General features: G+C 42.1%; 17 protein-coding genes. 10 read left to right on the forward strand and 7 right to left on the reverse strand.

Features of this window, described 5'->3' with window-relative positions; translation table 11 throughout:
* Nucleotides 1-11: 11 nt before the first annotated feature.
* Nucleotides 12-392, reverse strand: a complete 381-nt coding sequence (locus V6R21_RS04680; protein ID WP_334241039.1) for a hypothetical protein — start codon at nucleotides 390-392, stop codon at nucleotides 12-14.
* Nucleotides 393-500: 108 nt separating this feature from the next.
* Here V6R21_RS04680 and V6R21_RS04685 point away from each other — a divergent pair, with 108 nt between their 5' ends.
* The 3 genes from V6R21_RS04685 to V6R21_RS04695 are packed head-to-tail and all read left to right on the forward strand — an operon-like array spanning nucleotide 501 to nucleotide 2053.
* The gene (locus V6R21_RS04685) at nucleotides 501-704 is read left to right on the forward strand and encodes a helix-turn-helix transcriptional regulator (RefSeq protein ID WP_334241041.1); all 204 of its coding nucleotides are present in this window, start codon (nucleotides 501-503) and stop codon (nucleotides 702-704) included.
* Nucleotides 705-710: 6 nt separating this feature from the next.
* A complete protein-coding gene (locus tag V6R21_RS04690; protein ID WP_334241043.1) occupies nucleotides 711-1034 on the forward strand; it encodes a HipA N-terminal domain-containing protein in 324 nt (107 codons plus the stop codon).
* Nucleotides 1034-2053 (forward strand): type II toxin-antitoxin system HipA family toxin, encoded by a 1020-nt coding sequence (locus V6R21_RS04695; protein WP_334241044.1) that lies wholly within the window; start codon nucleotides 1034-1036, stop codon nucleotides 2051-2053. Before V6R21_RS04690 ends, V6R21_RS04695 begins: the two co-directional genes overlap by 1 nt.
* A gap of 84 nt (nucleotides 2054-2137) precedes the next feature.
* Here the strand turns inward: V6R21_RS04695 and V6R21_RS04700 are convergent, their stop codons facing one another.
* Entirely contained in the window at nucleotides 2138-2755 is a 618-nt protein-coding gene (locus V6R21_RS04700) for a DUF3244 domain-containing protein (RefSeq protein WP_334241046.1), read from the reverse strand.
* A 964-nt stretch (nucleotides 2756-3719) separates the two neighbouring features.
* Here V6R21_RS04700 and V6R21_RS04705 point away from each other — a divergent pair.
* A complete protein-coding gene (locus V6R21_RS04705) occupies nucleotides 3720-5564 on the forward strand; it encodes an alkaline phosphatase family protein (RefSeq protein WP_334241048.1) in 1845 nt (614 codons plus the stop codon).
* Nucleotides 5565-5646: 82 nt separating this feature from the next.
* Here V6R21_RS04705 and V6R21_RS04710 read toward each other — a convergent pair whose 3' ends face one another.
* A complete protein-coding gene (locus V6R21_RS04710) occupies nucleotides 5647-6225 on the reverse strand; it encodes a helix-turn-helix domain-containing protein (protein WP_334241050.1) in 579 nt (192 codons plus the stop codon).
* 446 nt (nucleotides 6226-6671) lie between these two features.
* Here V6R21_RS04710 and V6R21_RS04715 point away from each other — a divergent pair, with 446 nt between their 5' ends.
* The 3 genes from V6R21_RS04715 (at nucleotide 6672) to V6R21_RS04725 (ending at nucleotide 11717) form a co-directional block, all read left to right on the forward strand.
* Nucleotides 6672-7346 (forward strand): phosphonatase-like hydrolase, encoded by a 675-nt coding sequence (locus V6R21_RS04715; RefSeq protein WP_334241052.1) that lies wholly within the window; start codon nucleotides 6672-6674, stop codon nucleotides 7344-7346.
* 55 nt (nucleotides 7347-7401) lie between these two features.
* On the forward strand, nucleotides 7402-8721 hold the full coding sequence (locus tag V6R21_RS04720; protein ID WP_334241054.1) for a DUF5690 family protein: 1320 nt from the start codon (nucleotides 7402-7404) through the stop codon (nucleotides 8719-8721).
* A 131-nt stretch (nucleotides 8722-8852) separates the two neighbouring features.
* Nucleotides 8853-11717 (forward strand): TonB-dependent receptor, encoded by a 2865-nt coding sequence (locus tag V6R21_RS04725; RefSeq protein ID WP_334241055.1) that lies wholly within the window; start codon nucleotides 8853-8855, stop codon nucleotides 11715-11717.
* Between the two features lie 170 nt (nucleotides 11718-11887).
* Here the strand turns inward: V6R21_RS04725 and V6R21_RS04730 are convergent, their stop codons facing one another.
* Nucleotides 11888-13030 (reverse strand): TIGR03364 family FAD-dependent oxidoreductase, encoded by a 1143-nt coding sequence (locus V6R21_RS04730; protein WP_334241057.1) that lies wholly within the window; start codon nucleotides 13028-13030, stop codon nucleotides 11888-11890.
* Nucleotides 13031-13439: 409 nt separating this feature from the next.
* On the opposite strand from V6R21_RS04730, the gene V6R21_RS04735 reads away from it, so the two are divergent.
* From V6R21_RS04735 to V6R21_RS04745, 3 genes are all read left to right on the forward strand, one after another.
* Nucleotides 13440-14597: an imelysin family protein gene (locus V6R21_RS04735; protein WP_334241059.1), complete on the forward strand. Its 1158-nt coding sequence runs from the start codon at nucleotides 13440-13442 to the stop codon at nucleotides 14595-14597.
* A gap of 80 nt (nucleotides 14598-14677) precedes the next feature.
* Nucleotides 14678-16075: a di-heme oxidoreductase family protein gene (locus V6R21_RS04740; RefSeq protein WP_334241061.1), complete on the forward strand. Its 1398-nt coding sequence runs from the start codon at nucleotides 14678-14680 to the stop codon at nucleotides 16073-16075.
* Between the two features lie 5 nt (nucleotides 16076-16080).
* The gene (locus V6R21_RS04745; RefSeq protein ID WP_334241063.1) at nucleotides 16081-17169 is read left to right on the forward strand and encodes an imelysin family protein; all 1089 of its coding nucleotides are present in this window, start codon (nucleotides 16081-16083) and stop codon (nucleotides 17167-17169) included.
* 62 nt (nucleotides 17170-17231) lie between these two features.
* On the opposite strand, the gene V6R21_RS04750 is transcribed toward V6R21_RS04745, so the two are convergent.
* From V6R21_RS04750 to V6R21_RS04760, 3 genes are all read right to left on the reverse strand, one after another.
* The gene (locus tag V6R21_RS04750) at nucleotides 17232-17714 is read right to left on the reverse strand and encodes a hypothetical protein (protein ID WP_334241065.1); all 483 of its coding nucleotides are present in this window, start codon (nucleotides 17712-17714) and stop codon (nucleotides 17232-17234) included.
* A 166-nt stretch (nucleotides 17715-17880) separates the two neighbouring features.
* Nucleotides 17881-18657 carry an SDR family NAD(P)-dependent oxidoreductase gene (locus V6R21_RS04755; protein WP_334241067.1) on the reverse strand — a complete coding sequence of 259 codons (777 nt, stop codon included), beginning with the start codon at nucleotides 18655-18657 and terminating at the stop codon, nucleotides 17881-17883.
* A 243-nt stretch (nucleotides 18658-18900) separates the two neighbouring features.
* Nucleotides 18901-19560, reverse strand: a 660-nt coding sequence (locus tag V6R21_RS04760; protein ID WP_334241343.1) for a PepSY-associated TM helix domain-containing protein, incomplete at its 5' end; no start/stop codon positions are given.

The raw sequence follows: 19560 nt of genomic DNA on the forward strand, positions 1-19560 counted from the left end.
GGCATTGTCATTTAACCTATGACTTCTTTAATTCCCCATTTTAGAAGTACCTTTCCTGCTTCTCCTTCTAATGTATAAAAATTTTCCAGATCAGTAGTATTTAGCTGTTGTTGAGCTAAGCCTTCAGACAGGCTTCTATTTTTCTCTTCACCAAAGACTTCTATAAATTCTTTAACAGGACGAACTAAGCCTTCATATTCTACATAGTTTAACCATAACCAAACCTTATAAAAAACGCTCTCCTTTTGTTCCATTCCCTCCAACGTACTATCCCAATGGTTTGGTTGGTGTTCAAACTGATACTTTTCTTCAATATATCGAGCAATCAAATAAAGCTTATCACTAGTTTTGACACGCTGACTATACAATCTTTCCTTTGATGCCTTATCCATTAATAACATAGCTTGATTTTAGTTGCTAACTCAAAAAGTGCATTAAAATACACTTTTAATTGCTTTTTAAGCACTTTTTTACTTTTTTGAACTCAAAAGAGCATTATAATGCACCAAGAAGCATTTATTTCTACCATAAAACAAAGGCGTGAAACGCTTGGCATTACGCAACAGGATCTGGCAGAACTGTCTGGAGTAGCACTCCGTACACTGAAGGCGATCGAAAATGGAAAAGGAAACCCTACCCTTTCTACCATTCAGAAACTGCTGGAGGTATTGGGACTCGAAATAGTGATACAGGTAAAGCAATAATAAGATATGAGAAAAGCGGAGGTTTACAGAAATGGTGTGCTGGCGGGTATCCTGACAGAAGAAAACAGGAATAGCTACCGATTTGTCTACGAGGAGGCCTATTTTATGGATACACAACTACCTGCCATAAGCCTAACCTTACCCAAGGTAAAACGGGAATTTCACAGTCCAATCCTGTTCCCATTTTTCTTCAATATGCTGAGTGAAGGTGTCAACCGCAAACTGCAAAGCCTTCAACTGAAAATGGATGAAGAAGACCATTTCGGCCTGCTGCTTGAAACCGCACAATTTGATACCATCGGCGCTGTATCCGTAAAACCGATTGACTGATGAAAGTAGAGATTTACAACTGTCCGGGTACTTTGGCGGAAGGACATTCGACCTATACAACTGCCTGCCGTAAACGACTTTTTGAAGGGAAGAAAGTCAGCCATATACTTCCTTACCGCTCTCCGCAACTTAGTGAAGAGGTGACGGAGCTGTTTATCGAAAACCGCAAGCGTATCTCTATTTCAGGAGTACAGGAAAAACTGAGTATGGTACTGGAAAAGAACAGGCTCAGGCTGACGCATTCCGGTGAACAGGGTACTTATATCCTAAAACCTATTCCGAGAGACCTGAAACTGGTGGAGCAGGTTCCTGCCAATGAGCATTTGACCATGCAGATTGCCCGACAAGTTTACAAGATCAATACGGCTGAGAATGCCCTGATTTTCTTTCAGGACGGTTCCCCAGCCTATATCACCCGACGGTTTGACATAAAATCGGACGGCACCAAGTTTGGACTGGAAGATTTTGCTTCATTAGCCGGCAAGACCAAGGACAATGCAGGACCGGACTTCAAGTACCGATACAGTTACGAGGAAATTGCAGTCTTATTAAGGGAGTTTGTACCTGCTTGGAGAGTTGAAGTGGAAAAACTGTTTGCACAGATCCTGTTCAATTACCTTTTCCATAATGGGGATGCACACCTGAAAAACTTTTCCCTAATTGAAGTAAGGGATGGGGATTACCTGCTAAGCCCTGTATATGACCTGATCAATACACGGCTACACGTTGCTGATTCGGATATGGCGTTGGAAGATGGACTGTTTTCCCATGACTATGAAACTGACAGCTTTGCGGCTAACGGATACTATGCTTACGATGATTTTCTGGAATTTGCCTTGAAGATTGGTGTGCAGGAAAAAAGAGCCATTCGCCTACTGGATACATTCCGCACTGCCAACCCTGAGGTCGAGCAACTTACGCAAAGGAGTTTTCTTTCTGAAGAGCTAAAAGCACAATACCTGACCCTGTACCGTGACCGAATCAAAAGGTTGAATTACTCTTTCAGTGGTAAACTTTAGCAACCAACATAAAGAAAAAGCCCCACCTGATGGCGGGGCTTTTTACTTTTTTGTGTATGTATGAAAATGAATGTCTGCTTTTGATTACAGCGCGATTGTTTCTGTTACGTTAGTCTCGTTGCCTTTGATGTGCACGTAGTAGATACCACTTTTCAGTAGGCTTAGGTCAAGCTGTTTTACTGGCTTGAAACCGCTTACGAAACGTGAGCTGTAAACTTCTTCACCAGCTTCGTTGGTGATTGTAATGTTCAGCACTTTCTCCGCTGCTTTGTTAAAGAACAGGCTCAGTTCTTTACCGTTCAATTTAAACTGGTAAGGCATATCCTTGCTTGTCAGTTGGTAATCTTTCATCACCACTGTTTTAGCTTCTGTAATCTCCAGTTGTCTTACTACACGGTTATCCTCAAACTGAAGTGTCATCGTGTAATCACCTTTTTGCAGTGCTGCAAAGTCCAGTTTAGCAGAAGTTTCTACCACGCCTTCAAACTTGCGGTGCATGACCACTTTGCCTTCTGCATTGCTTAGGATAAAGTCCACTGCCTTACCTTCCATGTCTTTTAGTACCAGTGTTGCCACTTGCTGACCGGTTGCCACTTTAAAGCTGTAAGTGATACCGCCTAGTGGTCTGTAAGTTGCGTTAGCGTTGATCAGTGTAAAGATACTCAGAGTCAGAACTGCCAGAATTGATTTAAATGTTTTCATCGTTCTATGTATTTTCTTGTTTCTTAAAATCTCGTTTAAAGGTCAGACTCCGTAATGTATTTGGTTTTGATCGTTTGGGAACCTCCAGGATTATTTGGTTTGTAGTTCCTTTATCGTTGTCTGACGATACAAACATGAGCAAGAAATTTTTCACTAACAAACGACTGAATATTAAAATAATATTAAGGTTATTTTTACATTTAAAAAATATTTTAAGTGGTAAAAAGTAACTTATAGAATATTGTTTCATGATAAGAATACACTTTTAGAATTTTCTATTTCGCTAATGACACGAAGACGAATAAGCTTTGTTAAGTGTGCTGAGAACATTAAAATTCCTTTTGTAAGCGTATTTGGTTCAGTGAAAATTTATTTTAACATTTTTTAACTTTAATGAAGTTGAATTTTTAACTCAAAAGCCAATAAACGAAATTTCGCTAGTTTTCAACGGACACAAAATCCCCCTCTATCTCTGTATAAAAAGCTGCTTTATTACTATTTGCAAAGGCAGCAACAAATGAGGTTGACCTCGGTCTTAACATATTTTTTCTTCCATTGACTTCTGATATTTACGCTTCCACAATTTCAAGTCAGAATAATAAACCAGACGCTCACTTCTTTACTCCAATTCTATTTCGAACTGAATTCAATTCAAAAGCTTCTCAAATAAAAGGAACTAGCAGCCAATTGAAATATTTGACTCAGGTCAGCCAGTTGATTCATTTATGTGAAATATCTATTTATCGTTTTGACCAATGCAGTCGCCTGTATTTTCCTATGCTATTTCTGAATAGCGCTCGTCTCAACTTCTCCAATTAAATTGACTAATATTAAAATTTACTCAACATTAGAAGCCCTCACATAACAGCCATTTAAACATTTGATTATTGAATTGTTACACATAGTTATAGCTAATTATTTTTTTGATATCATCGCAGCATAAATTTACAAATATTCAAATCTCATGAACACACAAAAACTATTTAAAGCGCTATTACTAGCCATCTATGTAGCAATTTGCAGCTGTAACAATGCTATTATTGACACACAGCCAAACAACCAAGTTGAACCAAATTCAAACTTAAGAACAGCATCTGGCAAGCATGTGCTTTTCATTGGCATTGATGGATTACAGTATGAAAAAATGGCAAATGTGAGCACACCTAACTTAGACAAGTTGAATATAAGTAAAGGCTTTACAGGTGGTATCATGGGTACCCCTTCCGAGCAGAGTACTTATAGCGGTCCGGGATGGGCTACCCTTTTGACTGGTGTATGGTTTGATAAACATGGAGTTCCAAACAACAGTTCTTCCACCTACAAGTCTCAAGCGAAAAGTATCTTTGCCTATGTAAAAGAAGCACAGCCTAATGCAGAAATAGCTTCAGTAGCAGTTTGGTCTCCCATCCATGAGTTTATGGAAAATGACATGAGCTATGTAGACCGTCGATATGACGGCGGAGATGATGCTCATGCCGTTACATGGGCTGTCAATGACCTACAGGATGAAAATACAGACTTACTATTTGTCCATCTGGATAATGTAGACCACGTAGGACATGCCAGTGGATGGGGAAGTGCCTACAACAATGCTATTGCTGAAGTTGACGTACAGGTGGGAACCTTATTACAAGCAGTGGAAGACCGTATAGACCAAACAGGCGAAGATTGGCTGATCATAGTGGCTACCGACCACGGACGTGACCCAAGTTTAGGTTACTCACATGGTAACCAGACCACTTATGAAAAAACCATCTTTGTAGGTATGAACAAGGCAGGTAATGATGAATTCAATTCTTCAGTTACTTCTATTCCAAATTCAGGTTTTAATGGACTGTATGGGACAGTTGCCCAAACTTCAGTGGCTCCTACTATCCTGAGACATCTGGGTATCACGATCCAACCGGAATGGCAATTGGCATCTGCCCCATTGATCGGAGAAGATGGGCCAAGAAAAGTGATGCAAGCTTCTCAAGGAGGAAATAGCGTTTTCTGGTATTCGCAAAGTAGCAATAGTGCCAATATCTACCGCAACAACCAATTGGTAGGAACCATTGCTGGAAATCAAGGTAACTTTACGGACACTACGGCTACAATTGGGTTAAATACCTACACAGTCGAGTTGAATGGTGCTACAGGTTCATTCAGTATGTACGGCAATAGTAATAACCTGTCAATTTCAGCTGCTCTTGACTGGAATGATCTGGCTAACAATACAGCTTACTTCTTCCGAAATGATTATCAGTATGTGCGTTACAACAAATCCAACGACTCAGCTGATGCTGGATACCCTAAACCTGTCAACAGCTCAACATGGCCCGGACTTGATAGTTACAAGGAACTTATCAGTGCATCTTTTAAATGGCACAACCAGTATGGCTACTTTTTCATGAGCGACGGAAGGTACCTGAAATATGATATGAGTACAGACCAAGTGCTTTCCGGCTATCCGAAACAAGTGAACAACTCAACTTGGCCAGGATTGCAAGGATATGGAGATAAGATTGTGGCAGCACTTAACTGGGACAATGACAAGGCTTATTTTTTCCTGAATGATGGCACCTATATCAGTTACAGCATCAGCAATGACCAAGTAGATACTGGTTATCCAAAAGCAATTGACAACAGCTCATGGTCAGGGTTGGAGCCATACGGCAATGCTATTACCGCTGCCCTTGACTGGGACAGTACTTACTGCTATTTCTTTTTGAGTGACAATACCTATATCAAGTACAATAAATCAACCAATACGGCAGAAAGTGGTTACCCAAAAGCTATCAATAGTAGCTCTTGGCCAGGATTAATGTAATTCCGATCAAAACGGTTTATAAAGCAAATAGCCGCTTCTTTATTCAAGAAGCGGTTGTTTTTATTCGTTAGCAAAAAAGCTGTTACCCATTTACATCCATCAGGTAAACCTTGAACAGCAATGCCTTCTGGTCTGTATCGTTGGTGACAGAGTGAGGAATATTGCCATCAAAAAACAGGGTATCTCCCTCGTGCAACTCAATCATCTCCTCACCTAACCCATAGTTGATATCTCCATGAATCACGTACAGCAGTTCCAACCCGTTGGTTGCAATTGGCGGACGGTGAACATTACCGCTCACTTCCACCAAGTTGACCCGCATATTGACATTGGTAATGGCTTGTGATATAAGATCAAAGTAGCGAAGCCCTTCCGAGTCAGAACGCTCTATAGGAGATACCTCCCCTTTCCTGATCAGGATATAATCCATAGATGAATGCCTGACATTCCTTACCAATTCAGCCATATCTACATCCAATGCACGGGCGATATTGAACAACACCGGTAAAGAAGGTACTGTCCTGAAATTTTCAATCTTTGACAACAGGCTAGGTGTTACATCACTCTTCTGAGACACCTCCTGCAAGCTGAGTCTTTTGTCCTGTCTTATTTCCTTAATTGCCTTGCCTATATTTCCAAGACTCTCGTCCTTGATTGCCATCCTTGGTCTGTATTATGTTTCTTAAAAAATTTCCTAAAAATAATGAAATACTTCGTGGTTTCTATCAGATTTCATTTTTTGACAAATATTCACTTTCAATAATTATGCATTTTGTCTGAACGGTATACCAATATATGCATTTGATGATTTTTTAACCTTTCCATTTTTTCCCCTCAATATTACCATAATGTGTATAAATACACATCAGAGTAGCATTTACAGTAAACTAAACATGAACTAAAGTTATACGCAATATTCCCAAATCTATTTTTCAAGGCATTTAATTATTGAGCATCATTCACAAAAGTTGAATATATATCAAATTATGTATTGATTTGTACCAAGCAATTCAGCCAAAGATACACTGGCTGAAAGATGCTTATCACGAGATCTATTTAAAAGGAATAACGAATGGCTTTTAGCCTGAAATGTAAATCCAAAAAAGCATGGGAATCAAACTGGCAGTCTTTGACATGGCAGGTACTACAGTCAAAGACAAGAATTATGTACACAAGGCATTTGTAGACGCTTTTGAAAAAGGCGGCTTCAAGACAACTGAAGAGCAGGTAAACCCACTAATGGGATACCCTAAGCCAATCGCCATCAAAAAGGTATTGGATGATAACAAGGAAGCCTATACGGAAGCTGACATCAAGGTTATCCATGATCAGTTTGTTCGGAATATGGTAGAATTCTACCAAACCGATGCAAGTGTAAAGGAAGAGGAAGGAGTGAGAGAAACTTTCACAGCACTTCACAACAAAGGGATCAAGATTGCCATTGACACAGGGTTCAGCAGGGATATCATGGATGTGATCATCGACAGACTAGGCTGGAAAAAGGACAACCTGATTGATTTCAGTGTGGCTAGCGACGAGGTGACTCAAGGAAGACCGTACCCTGATATGATCTTCAAGGCGATGGAACATTTCGGTGTGGAAGACAGCCAGTCAGTGATCAAGATTGGAGATACCAGCTCTGATATGCAACAGGGTGACGCTGCAAAATGTGGCATGGTGATCGGCATCACGACAGGTGCATTTACGGAAGAGACTTTCAAGCCTTATCCATATACGCACATTATTCACGCTTTGCCCGAGCTTATTCCATTACTCAAGTAACAAAATACAGGGAAAGGTGAGCAATCGCCTTTCCCCTTTCAAAAAATAAACAGCGATGTATCATTTCGAAAAGTTGAATAATTGGTTAGGTAAAAGCCCCAAGCTCACATTTGTGCTTTTCGGTTGGATGACGGCATTTGTGACCTACTCCGGTACCTATGCTTTCCGTAAACCGATCGGTGCTGCCACATTTGCAGGCATGGAGCAATGGGGAGTCGATTACAAGATACTGGTACTGACAGCCCAACTGATCGGATACACGCTTTCCAAGTTTATTGGGGTCAAGTACGTGTCGGAGATGAACAATAAGCAACGGCCTTGGCTTATCCTGATCCTGATCAGCATAGCGGCCACCTCACTTATCCTTTTCGCCATCGTACCAGCGCCTTACAATATATTCTTTATGGTGCTCAACGGGTTACCGCTTGGCATGGTCTGGGGAATTGTCTTTTCCTATCTGGAAGGCAGAACCACTACTGAACTGTTGGGAGCCGGACTTTCTACCACACAGATATTTTCATCAGGTATTGTAAAGTCCGTAGGCAAGTGGCTGATGCTGGAATTGAACGTCTCAGAGTTCTGGATGCCTGCCATAACCGGTTTGCTTTTCCTGATCCCGCTTGTATTGAGTGTATGGCTGATGGACCATTTACCTGTTCCAAGTAAGGAGGATGAAAGGCAAAGAACCAAGCGTATGCCGATGGATGGTAAGGCAAGATGGAAATTTTACCTGCATTTCGGCTTTGGCTTATCCATGTTGTTGCTGCTTTATGTGTTGCTGTGTGTGTTCAGGGATTTCAGGGACAACTTCGCTGCCGAAATCTGGGTCTCACTCGGAAAGGGCAACGATGCCGCAATATTCACGCAAACTGAAACCCCGATCTTTGTCGTGATGCTGGTGATTATAGCCTTGATGATGCGCATCAAAAACAATATGCTGGCTTTTCAGCTGAACCACCTCCTGCTCTTTGGCGGATGTTTGCTGATTGCTGGAGCCACGTGGCTGTTCGAGAGTCATATGATTACACCTGAGGTATGGATTACCCTGATAGGCTTTGGTTTGTATGTGGGGTATGTACCTTATCAAATTATGCTGATGGACCGACTGATTGCAGCATTCAAGTATGTCAGTACGGTGAGCTTCCTGCTCCTGCTCTCAGATGGGCTGGGTTACCTTGGCAGTACAGGATTGCTATTGTACAAGAATTTCGGGATGCCTTCTGCCAGTTACCTGACCTGGATGATCAAAGGCAGCTACATTATCGGCTTTATGGGAGCAACTGTGACACTGGTCAGCAGCCTCTATTTTATCAGGCGATATAAATCTCAAACAGCAGAAACAACCATAGCAGAACCTGTCATGTCAGGTTGCTAATAGACATAAAACACTATCTCATAACAAGGTTTAAACGTTGCACTTGTACGGTTAGACCACTGATGACAAAATATTAATTCTCTATTATTTTTTATCGGAACATAACGAAGTTTTAAACCTCAAACACAGTCATGTACAACATTTACAGGAACTACTTCCTCTTGATAGCCATGCTGCTATTAGGACAGGTTACTTATGCCCAAAAACTGGCGGGAGTCAAAGGTAAAATAGTGGACGATAATGGTCCGTTACCTAGCGCCATGGTATTGATAAAAGGAACCAACAAAGGCACTACTACCGACTTGGAAGGACACTTTCAGTTAGGAGTAGACAAAGCCGGAAACTATACATTGGAGATTGCATTTCTAGGTTATAAATCCATAGAAAAACAAATAACCATCACAGACAACCAGCTGCTAGATATAGGGACCATCTCAATGGTTGAGGATGCCAGTGAATTGACCGAGGTAGTTGTAATGGGTTCCATGAAAGCTTCAGAAGCCAAGGCACTTTCTGTACAGAGAGCATCCCTGAATATCAAGAATGTGCTCTCAACGGATGGTATCGGTAAGCTTCCAGACAGAAATGCAGCTGAGGCAGTACAACGTATTGCTGGCGTTTCGATTGAACGTGACCAAGGTGAGGGGCGTTTTGTAGCAGTACGTGGTCTTCCGGCAGACTGGTCTTCAGCCACCATCAACGGTGACCGTATTCCAGCAGCTGAGGAAGAAACAGGTTCTCGTGCATCCGCTTTTGACTTTTTCCCTTCTGACCTAATTGAAATGGTCGAAGTCTCAAAAGCTATCACACCAGACATGGAGGCAGACGCAATGGGCGGTAGCGTGAACTTTATCACTAAAACAGCACCTGACAGCAGAACCCTGAATGTTACACTTGGTGGTGGTGCCAACCAAAAAGCAGCAGGTGGCATCTACTCTGCCAACGTACTATATGGCGATAGGTCAAAGAATGGAAAATTCGGTTATATCCTGAATGGAACCATCTGGGACAGAGCTTGGGCAACGGACAACTATGAGCCAAGAAGAAAATCTGACGGTGTGTACAGACTGGAACTAAGAGACTATGACGGCAGAAGAAGAACTGTTGGCTTCAACGGTGGTATGGAGTACAACTTCAATGAGAACAGCAAGATAACAGCAAGAGGAGTTTATGGTACTTTGAATGATCATGAAACACACTTCAAACACAGGTTACGTTTTGATAAAATCGATACTGATACAGGAGAAGGCAGAGTGGAGCTACAACACATTGACAACATCCTAATCACAGAGATGTGGGGAGCCGAATTGGCAGGTGACCACAAGCTGAACAGCAAGACAAAAGTGGACTGGAAACTGTCAAGCTACGATAACCAATTCTACTATGGTGATATCCCTGACGGACAGGATAATTCTTACTTCCTCGCGCAATTCAACCAGAGCGGTGTTCCAATGAATGTAGGCATGTTGGAAAGTGGGGATGACAATAAGAACAGACTTCAGTTCACGCCTGACGGAGGACAATTCACGCTGGAAAACCTGGATCAGGTATTGGGTGATGACTTTCAGGTAGACCCTTCTCAAATGAAATTGGCTACTTTCGGTATTTACCGTGTGGCAAAACGTGACAGGGACCGTATCGTTGCACAAGCCAATATTGAATCCAACCTTTCGGATATATTTACCTTGAAGGCAGGATTAAAATTCAGAGACAAGCTAAGAACAGAGTCTTTCTCAGATGAATACTATGAATACACCGGTACAGAGGAAATCACGATGGCCAATGTGGATGAGTTCTTGGGTAAAGCCGCAGGAAGCAGCCTTCAGGATCAGCCAGGCAAAAATGACTACATGAGTGAACTCAATAGCTCATTCAGCCAGAACTTCTCTAAAGTACTGGACCTTGAAACAACACACGAGCTGTATGTCAAACTGAGGGATGCAGGACAACTGAAGCTGTTGGAAGATGATTCAGGGTTGCTATCAAATGGTGGTGCAATAGGCCGTAACTTTGAAGTGCACGAACAGCATATCTCAGGTTATGTGATGGGCACTTACAAGCCAACAACAAAACTGACACTGATTGGCGGCCTAAGGATGACACAAACCCTCACAACGCTTGAAGGCTACAATCTTGTGGACGGCGAGGTACAGCCAACAACCGTTGAAAACAACTACTTGTCTTTACTGCCAATGCTGCACGCCAAGTTCCAGCCTAGCAATATGACCAACTTGAGATTTGCCGTAACAAGAACATTTGCACGCCCTTCATTCTGGCAGATGGCTCCGGGTGGTTCATACATGTCGTTTGACAATATCTACACTGGAGGTAATCCTGAGTTGAAACCCACTTACTCTTGGAACTTTGACCTGATGGCAGAGCATTTCTTTGGTAATGTTGGTGTGATCTCAGGTGGTGTATTTGCAAAGAGCATAGCAGACCCTGTCTTTACCTCTACACGCAAAGGAGATGTATTGACTTATAAAAACATTGAAATCACAGCACCAGACAATGGCGACAATGCATGGTTGGCAGGTGTAGAGGCCAATGTTTCAAGACAGTTTGATTTTCTTCCAGGCTTCCTGAGCGGTTTCGGCATCAATGCAAACGCTACATTTATGAAGTCTGAAATGACCATCCCACTGGATGATGGGGAGGTAAGGGAAACAGCAATCCCTCGTCAGGCAGATGCCCTGTACAACATTGCCCTTTACTATGAAAAAGGTGGCTTTAATGCACGCCTAGCTTGGAACCATAAAGGTGCCTATATCATGGAGCATGGTAGCAGTGATGCACAGGATGAGATCTACGGCGCCTACACCACAATGGACTTTACCACTTCATACAAGGTATCAGACAAGGTGATGATCTTTGCCGAGATGAATAACCTGCTGAATGAGCCGATGACCTATTACCTTGGCGAAGAAGGCAGGCCATTGCAAGTAGAATATTATGGCATCAGAGGACAAATGGGCGTAAAAATCTCGTTGTTCTAATAAAAACTTTAGTTCTCAAAAAACTAATAAATACCTAGTCAGTCAAAAGCCACCTCATATTGAGGTGGCTTTTCTTATTTTGAAATAATAAATCCTTAGGAAGACTCTAACAAAAAAACCACCCGAAACGAATATTCAGGTGGTTACCATTTTCAAAAATGCAACTTCAATCAAATCAAATCATCCCAATTCCCATTGGCGATACGGTCAGCTACTCCAAATGAGAGCGTCATCCCCGCACCTCCCAAAGCGTTCATCAGGATAATATTTTCTTCAGGCTGTGCGATCAGCACTGTTTTTCCAGTTGTAGATTTAGGATATATACCATGCCATGACTCCTGTAAGGCGAAAGTAGGAGCATCAAGGAAAGTCTTCAGATAATCCAAAACAAGTTGGTTGATTTCCATACGGTCAAACGGATCGTGTGTCAGACCATATTCGTGAGAGTCTCCCAATGTCAACTCACCCAGTCCTGTTTGTGAAGCCATCACGTGGATGCCATATTTCGGGTACAGGGGCATCTCTTCTTCAATTCTGCTTTTCAGCTTACCCAAGGAAGGACACTTATCAAACGCCTTATAATGTGTCAGTGTCAAGCCAGCAGCCAAAGCAGGTCCAAGCCTCCAGTTGTTTGGCTGCGCAACTGTACGCATCATCTGCAACTTACATTTGGTAACACCCCATGAGGTATAAATTTCAGGGTAAAGCGTCTCAAGATCTGGACCGCTGCAAACATAAATCTGGTCAGCCACAAAGATTCTTCCATCAGAAGTCGTCACCTTACTGTCACCCACTTCCTTCACTAAAGTATTCCAATGAAACGTTACGCCAAGTTGCTCAGACAAGTAGGAAGGAAAAGTTCGCAGTGCCTCTCTTGGGTCTACAATCACCTCTGTCTTGCTGAATACACCACCCTTCAGGTTTTCCTTCTTGACCGCATTTGAATATTTGTCAATCTTGCCTGCCTCAACCAATTCCAACTCATAAGGTCCATCCTGATAGGCTTGATAGAACTCCTGCAGGACATCCCACTCATCATCACGATAGCCAAGGTGTAAGCTTCCTATCTGGTCTGAGTAGATCCCTGTAGCAGCAATCAGCTCTTTCCATATTTGCCTTGATCTCAGTGCTACCTCATAAAAAACACCTTCTGGCTGTCCAATAGGCCATACCATTCCGAAGTTCCTGACAGATGCGCCAACAGGTTGAGAAGTCCTGTCAAATACGGTAACCTTATTACCTTTCTTAGCTTCAGCCAGTGCCAAAGCCTGTCCTGCTATACCAGCACCAATAATTATGATATCCTTTTTCATATAAGTCAAATTATATCCAAATAAACGGTATATTTTTGACTAATATTCAATTATGTAGATTAAGTTAATTTTAAGGATTTGGTAATTTATGAAGAAGTAAAGAAGACATGGCATTGGTTAATATTCCAAACCAACACTTATAAGTGTGCTTTTTTTCTATCCAAAAAATGATGCTTACGATTTTAAAAAGATCATTTGAGTTTTTAATGTTTAAACTTCTACACCTAAAAAATGATGATTTCTCTAATTGTGTTAGAGAAAAATTAAAATCCTCACTTCCTAATTGAATTTCAAAAACCTCTTTATCAAATACTTACAAACAAAATAGTAGACCTTTGTTATTTTAATTTGATCTAAATAATATTTTAAAATAGCTTTGCCCGCTAATTTTTAAACTAAATAAAGTAAGATGAAAAAGGTTTTAACACTATTACTAGCAGGTGCTTTATTCGCGTCATGTGATAACGAAACGGAACCAACAACTGACAATTCTACACTTGAAGCAGCGGTGCTTGAGAACTACTCTGAGATTGTATACGCAACTTACGACGATGCATACCTAACTGCTTTAGCGCTACAAAACCAAGTAAACCTATTCCTGAACGACCCTAGCCAAGCCGCATTGGAAGATGCAAAGAAGGCATGGTTGGCTGCAAGAGAGCCTTACGGACAATCTGAAGCATTCAGATTCTACGGTGGCCCAATCGATGATGCTGATGGACCTGAAGGTCAGCTGAATGCATGGCCATTGGATGAGGCACATATTGATTACGTAGTTGAAGGTTCAGGTACAAACATCATCAACGATACAGAGACTTTCCCTGAAATCACTAAGGAAGTACTGCTGGAGCAAAATGAGAATGGCAGTGAAACAAATGTCGCTCTAGGCTACCATGCCATTGAGTTCCTTCTTTGGGGACAAGACCTTTCTGATGGCCCGGGTGGCGGAGAAAGACCTTATACAGACTATACCACTGCTGACAATGCCAACAGAAGAGCTACTTACCTGAAACTGGCAATCCAGATTCTGGTAGATGACCTTGCTTCTTTAAGAGCAGAATGGGCTGAAGGCGGTGACTACAGAACTACTTTCGTAGCAGAGAATGGTTCAATCGGCTACATCCTATCAGGTATGGGTAAGCTAAGCAAAGGTGAACTGGCTGGTGAGCGTATCTTTGTGGCTTATGATGAGCAAAGCAAGGAAGACGAGCACTCATGTTTCAGCGACAATACACACAGGGATATTGTAACCAACGCATTGGGTATCAAAAATGTGTACTTGGGTAGCTATACAAGAGTGGATGGTTCTAAAATAGATGGTGCTGGTATTGATGACTTGGTACAAGCTAAGGATGAAACACTAAACACTGAGATCACTTCACTGGTAAATGAGTCAGTGGAAACTTGTGAAGCAATCCAAAGTCCATTTGATCAGGAAATTCTGTCTTCAAATCCTGATGGTAGAGAGAGGGTAAAGAATGCCTTTACGATCCTGAGAGAGCAAGGCGACAAGATTGCTGAAGCCGCTCAAGTGTTGGGTTACTCTTTTGACCCTTCAGATATTTAAGCCACTTTTTCAAGATGAGTAAGCAGGGTAATCGTTTGTATTACCCTTGCTTTTTTCTCCTTAACAGAAAAGTATAACGAATGAAAAAAGTTTACTTACTGAGTATACTCCTGCTGGGTCTTTTGGCATGTGAAGACAAGGATACTACAGTCGCAACGTCATGGTATGAAGAGGGTGAGGAATTTCCGGGAGGCGCAACCTCACATTATGACATCTCTGTCAATGCCTTTTCCAATCCTGCTCCTAATCTTGAAGGTGATGGTGACCTGATCTTTGTGACTGGAAATTCATTTTTTAACCGAAACTGGGTAAAAGCCCCTTCCTCAACGGAGGATTTGGATGGTCTGGGTCCTTTCTTTAACTCCCGCTCATGCGCCGGGTGCCACTTCAAGGATGGCCGTGGAAAAGCTCCTGACCAGTTTGGCGATCCGTTATCCTCTATGCTGGTTCGCTTGAGTGTTCCAGGAAGTGGAAGTCATGGTGAACCTGTAGGCGAACCGACATACGGCGGCCAGTTAGCCAACAATGGCATTCTGGAAGTCGGAGAAAGTGGTGAAGGTGAACTGCTGATTGCATATGAAGAGATTACAGGCGAGTATGCGGATGGGGAAAAATATACAATCCGCAAGCCTACCTATACTTTTAACCTGAATCTGGGAGAGTTTGAAAGTGGTGTCATGTACTCGCCAAGGGTAGCCAACCAGATGATTGGTTTGGGGCTTCTGGAGGCAGTTGAAACTAATACCATCCTGTCTTTTGCTGACGAATTCGATACAAACAAAGACGGCATCAGTGGCAGACCAAACATGGTCTGGGACATGATTGCCCAAAAAGAGGTAATCGGGCGATTCGGTTGGAAAGCCAATATGCCCAACCTGAAACAACAGGTTGCTGGTGCCTTCCTTGGTGATATTGGCATTACCTCATCCCTATTTCCTGACGAGTCTTGTACAGATCTTGAGCAAGCTTGCAATGAAACAATAAGCGGAGGTAAACCGGAATTGAAGGAAAGCATTTTGGACAAGGTTACTTTTTACAGCTCTACACTCGCTGTACCTGTCAGGTCTCAAGCCAAGGATGAGGAAGTGCTTAAGGGAAAAGCCCTCTTCAAGCAACTTCAATGTAGCGGGTGTCATATCCCGAGTATGACAACTGGGGCACATACGATCTCTGCACTGGCCTATCAGACCATCTTTCCTTATACAGATCTCCTGCTTCATGATATGGGTGATGATTTGGCTGATAACCGACCAGACTTCCAAGCAACTGGCAATGAGTGGCGTACTCCGCCTTTATGGGGTATTGGACTGATTGAGACGGTCAATGGACATACGCAACTGCTCCATGACGGTAGAGCCAGAAACGTGGAAGAAGCCATCCTGTGGCATGGTGGAGAAGCTAGCAAATCAAAGGAAAGTTTTATTCAGCTATCAGCAGAGGAAAGAACTGCATTGATCACTTTTGTAAACTCCCTATAACGAATATGAAATCTCTAAAAATATTGGCTTGGGCAATGGTTATCCTGTCCCTTTGCGCCTGTGAATCCGATGAAGGAAGCCGTGACTTTGACAAGGAAGTATTGCTGAAAGACTTGGCTACGAATATCATTGTCCCATCCTATACACAATTTTCGGATGCCTCTTCCTCTTTCCTGAATGCGACAGTGACATTTACCGAAACGCCACAGGAAGATAACCTGATTGCCTTACAGGCAGAATGGGTGAAAATGACCAATTCATGGGCCAGCATCGAAATGGTTGACTTGGGACCCGTTGCCATCAATTACTTCCGCACGTACATCAGCCGTTGGCCACTAACAGAAACTGCGCTGATAGAGGAAGCCATCAATACGACTGAGACCATTGATGAAACCTATGTCAGTAATCAAGGCTCTACCAGAAAAGGACTACATGCAATTGAGTACCTGATCTTCGATCAGGACAATGATCACCAAAAGATCATTGATGCATTTGCAGATCCAAACAGAGGATTGTACCTGAAAGCCTTGGCGCAAAATCTGGTGACGATCTCAACACAGATGAGTAACGACTGGAGCAACACCTATCAAGCTGAGTTTATCGAAAAAATCGGCAACGGCATTGGTACGTCAGTCAATGATCTGGCGAACAATATTATCGTGTTTGCTGAGAATATTAAGAACAAGAAACTAGGTGCACCGCTAGGAAAAGGCTCCCTTACGCAAGAATTGGCGCCCGACCTTGTGGAAAGTCCATACTCCAAGACCTCGGTTGAGCAACTGAAGGAAAACCTGACTTCATTAAAATTATACTTCGAGGGGAATGGAGGAACAGGCTTAGCAAAACTGATTGATTTCTCTACTGAGAATACAGAAAACCATCAGCTCTCAGAAAAAATCATCAGCCAGATTGAGGGAATCATTACTCTTCTGGATGGTTTTAACACACCGCTCTTTACAGCAGTTGAAAACCAGCAACTGGAACAGTCGAATGAACTTTACACCGAGATGGAAAACCTGATTCGCTTGTTAAAGTCTGATATGATGTCGGCTCTTAGCCTGACGCTGACTTTCAGCGATAATGATGGGGATTAGTAATTAAACGCTTCCAAACCGACTCATTTTCAAAATAGATTATGAGTCGGTTTTTTATTGGATCAAAGTTTTACATATTTCTCTACAATATGTCTTTTAATGTTTTGCTCCTCTACAATTTCCCATCCGCTCTGAATCAGGCTATCCCCTTTTACTTCCAGTTCAAAAGTAAACTGATGCCCTCTCATCTCTTCAATTCCTGTGAATGAAAGTGTCTCTGTATATTGGTTTCCTTCCAGTGAATAAACACCTGCTCCACCATAAAAAACTTTCTGTTCATCATTGCTCTGGTTGAAAAAAGCAAAGTGTTTCCCATTGATTATTTTGATAAAATCAGTTGAGGAAAGGTCCTTATAGGTGACACTGCCGTTTTCTTGTGTTTCTGCCTGAACAAGTTTCCAGCTTCCCTGAATCTGATCAGCCAAAATAGGTTCAACGGATTCTTCTACCGAAGCAACTTTCGTGGAGTTACCTTGATCCTGACATCCAAAAAACATAGCAATTGAGGCAGCGGCTATAAGCAAGTATGTTATGCTAATTTTCATTTTTATTGGGTTTAATTACAGTTACAAAAAATTTGAGTTACGAAGATAATCCAATAACTGATAAGTAATAATTTCTTTCTGTTTACAAACTCCTTAAACCCAACCAAAAAGAAAAGTCACCTTATAAACCATAAGGTGACTTGAATAATGTCTTTTAAGCAAAAGCTTAAATCTCCTGCATTTGCCTGATTTGCGAAAGCAACACTTTTTTAGGTGTAAATGGAATCGCAGAGAGCATCACTTTTTGTGCAAAAGTTAACCCTGATACAACGTCCAACTTGCCAGCCAACATCCCTTCGTAACCATCCTTTGCTACGGAACTGGCACTCGCAGTCTTCTCAAACAACGAAGTCTTGTCCATTCCTGATACTGCTGCAAACCCCGTTTCAGTAGCACCTGGCATCAATGTAGTGACTGTTACCTTGGTGTCCCTTAACTCTTCCGCAATGGCATTGCTGAAGAATGTAACGTAAGCCTTTGTTGCATAGTAAACGGCCTGTAACGGTCCGGGCAACAGACTCGCTGTCGAGGATACATTCAGTATTTTCCCTTTATTCTTGGCGACCATATCAGGAAGAAAAAACCTTGTCAGGGCTGTCAGTGCAACAATATTCAGGTTGATCATAGCCAAATCCTGTTCCCATTCCCTTTCGTGGAACTTACCATGTCCACCAAATCCTGCATTATTTATCAAGTAATCTACTTCAATGCCTTTTTCTTTTACCTCATCGTACACTTCTTTTGGCGCACTCAGTTCCGTTAAATCTTTGGTTATCACATAAACCGCACACGAGTACTTGGCCTCCAACTCGCTTTTCAATTGGTTAAGCTTGTCTGCACTTCTGGCAACGATTACCAGATTACCTCCCTTTTCTGCATGAATTCTGGCGAATTCCTGACCTATACCACTTGAAGCTCCTGTAATTAGTGCTGTTGCTTTCATAGTTATATTTGAGTTAAAATGTGTTTCAGATTTTCGATATACAAAGCTCCCTATTTTGGCTATCTTCTTTCAGCACATTTTACAGAAAGTAAAACACATATTCCTTTTACTAAGGAAAACCATAAGCCTCACTCCTAAAATTCAATTGAAATACAGCCATTTAAATAAATGAATAGACAAAAAAATAGGATCACCCTTCTGGATGATCCTCTAAAAAGTCAATTTGGTTTTGATCTCAAAATCTTATTGAATAGCCAGAACTTTACGCCCTTTCTTCTTTTTTGATGTCTTTTTCCTCCTACCCCACCAAATCACTGTTCCTGTTACGGGTAACGAAGCAATGATCAGGCTGGCAAAGAATACAATTAGCTTACCCGGCAGTCCCAAGATTGCCCCAATATGGATATCGTAGTTCATCCGTTGCAGTTTCTTGGCAAAATCGGCATCCTCATACTTCCCGTCAAAAGGCATATCAGCCCCCAGTTTTTTGCCTGTAAACTGGTCAAAGTGGAAATAGTCTACCTGATGGAAACTGCTCGGCTTATGGTTGATATACGTATAGAAAGATTCTGTTTTCAGTTGTGGTACCGAGATATAAGCCTGACCTGTAGCCGGCTTATCTGCCTCCAGTTTTTCCCACACCTGATCGATAACAGGTTTTGGAAGCTCATCAACCACAACAGCAGTTGTATCTGAAAGTGGCATCTGGTAGACTGCACTACCCTTTCCGCCAGTCAGTGTGTAAACAGTATCTGCAAACCACTGAAATCCCATTACCATACCTGTCAGTGCCAAAGCAAGTCCTACCAGCATGGCATAAAAACCCAATACATTATGCAGGTCGTAATTGACCCTTTTCCAGCTGGCGCTCCACTTGATACTGAAACGCTGCTTCCTTGCATT

This window comes from Limibacter armeniacum, from assembly GCF_036880985.1.
GTDB classification, from domain to species: Bacteria; Bacteroidota; Bacteroidia; order Cytophagales; family Flammeovirgaceae; genus Limibacter; species Limibacter armeniacum.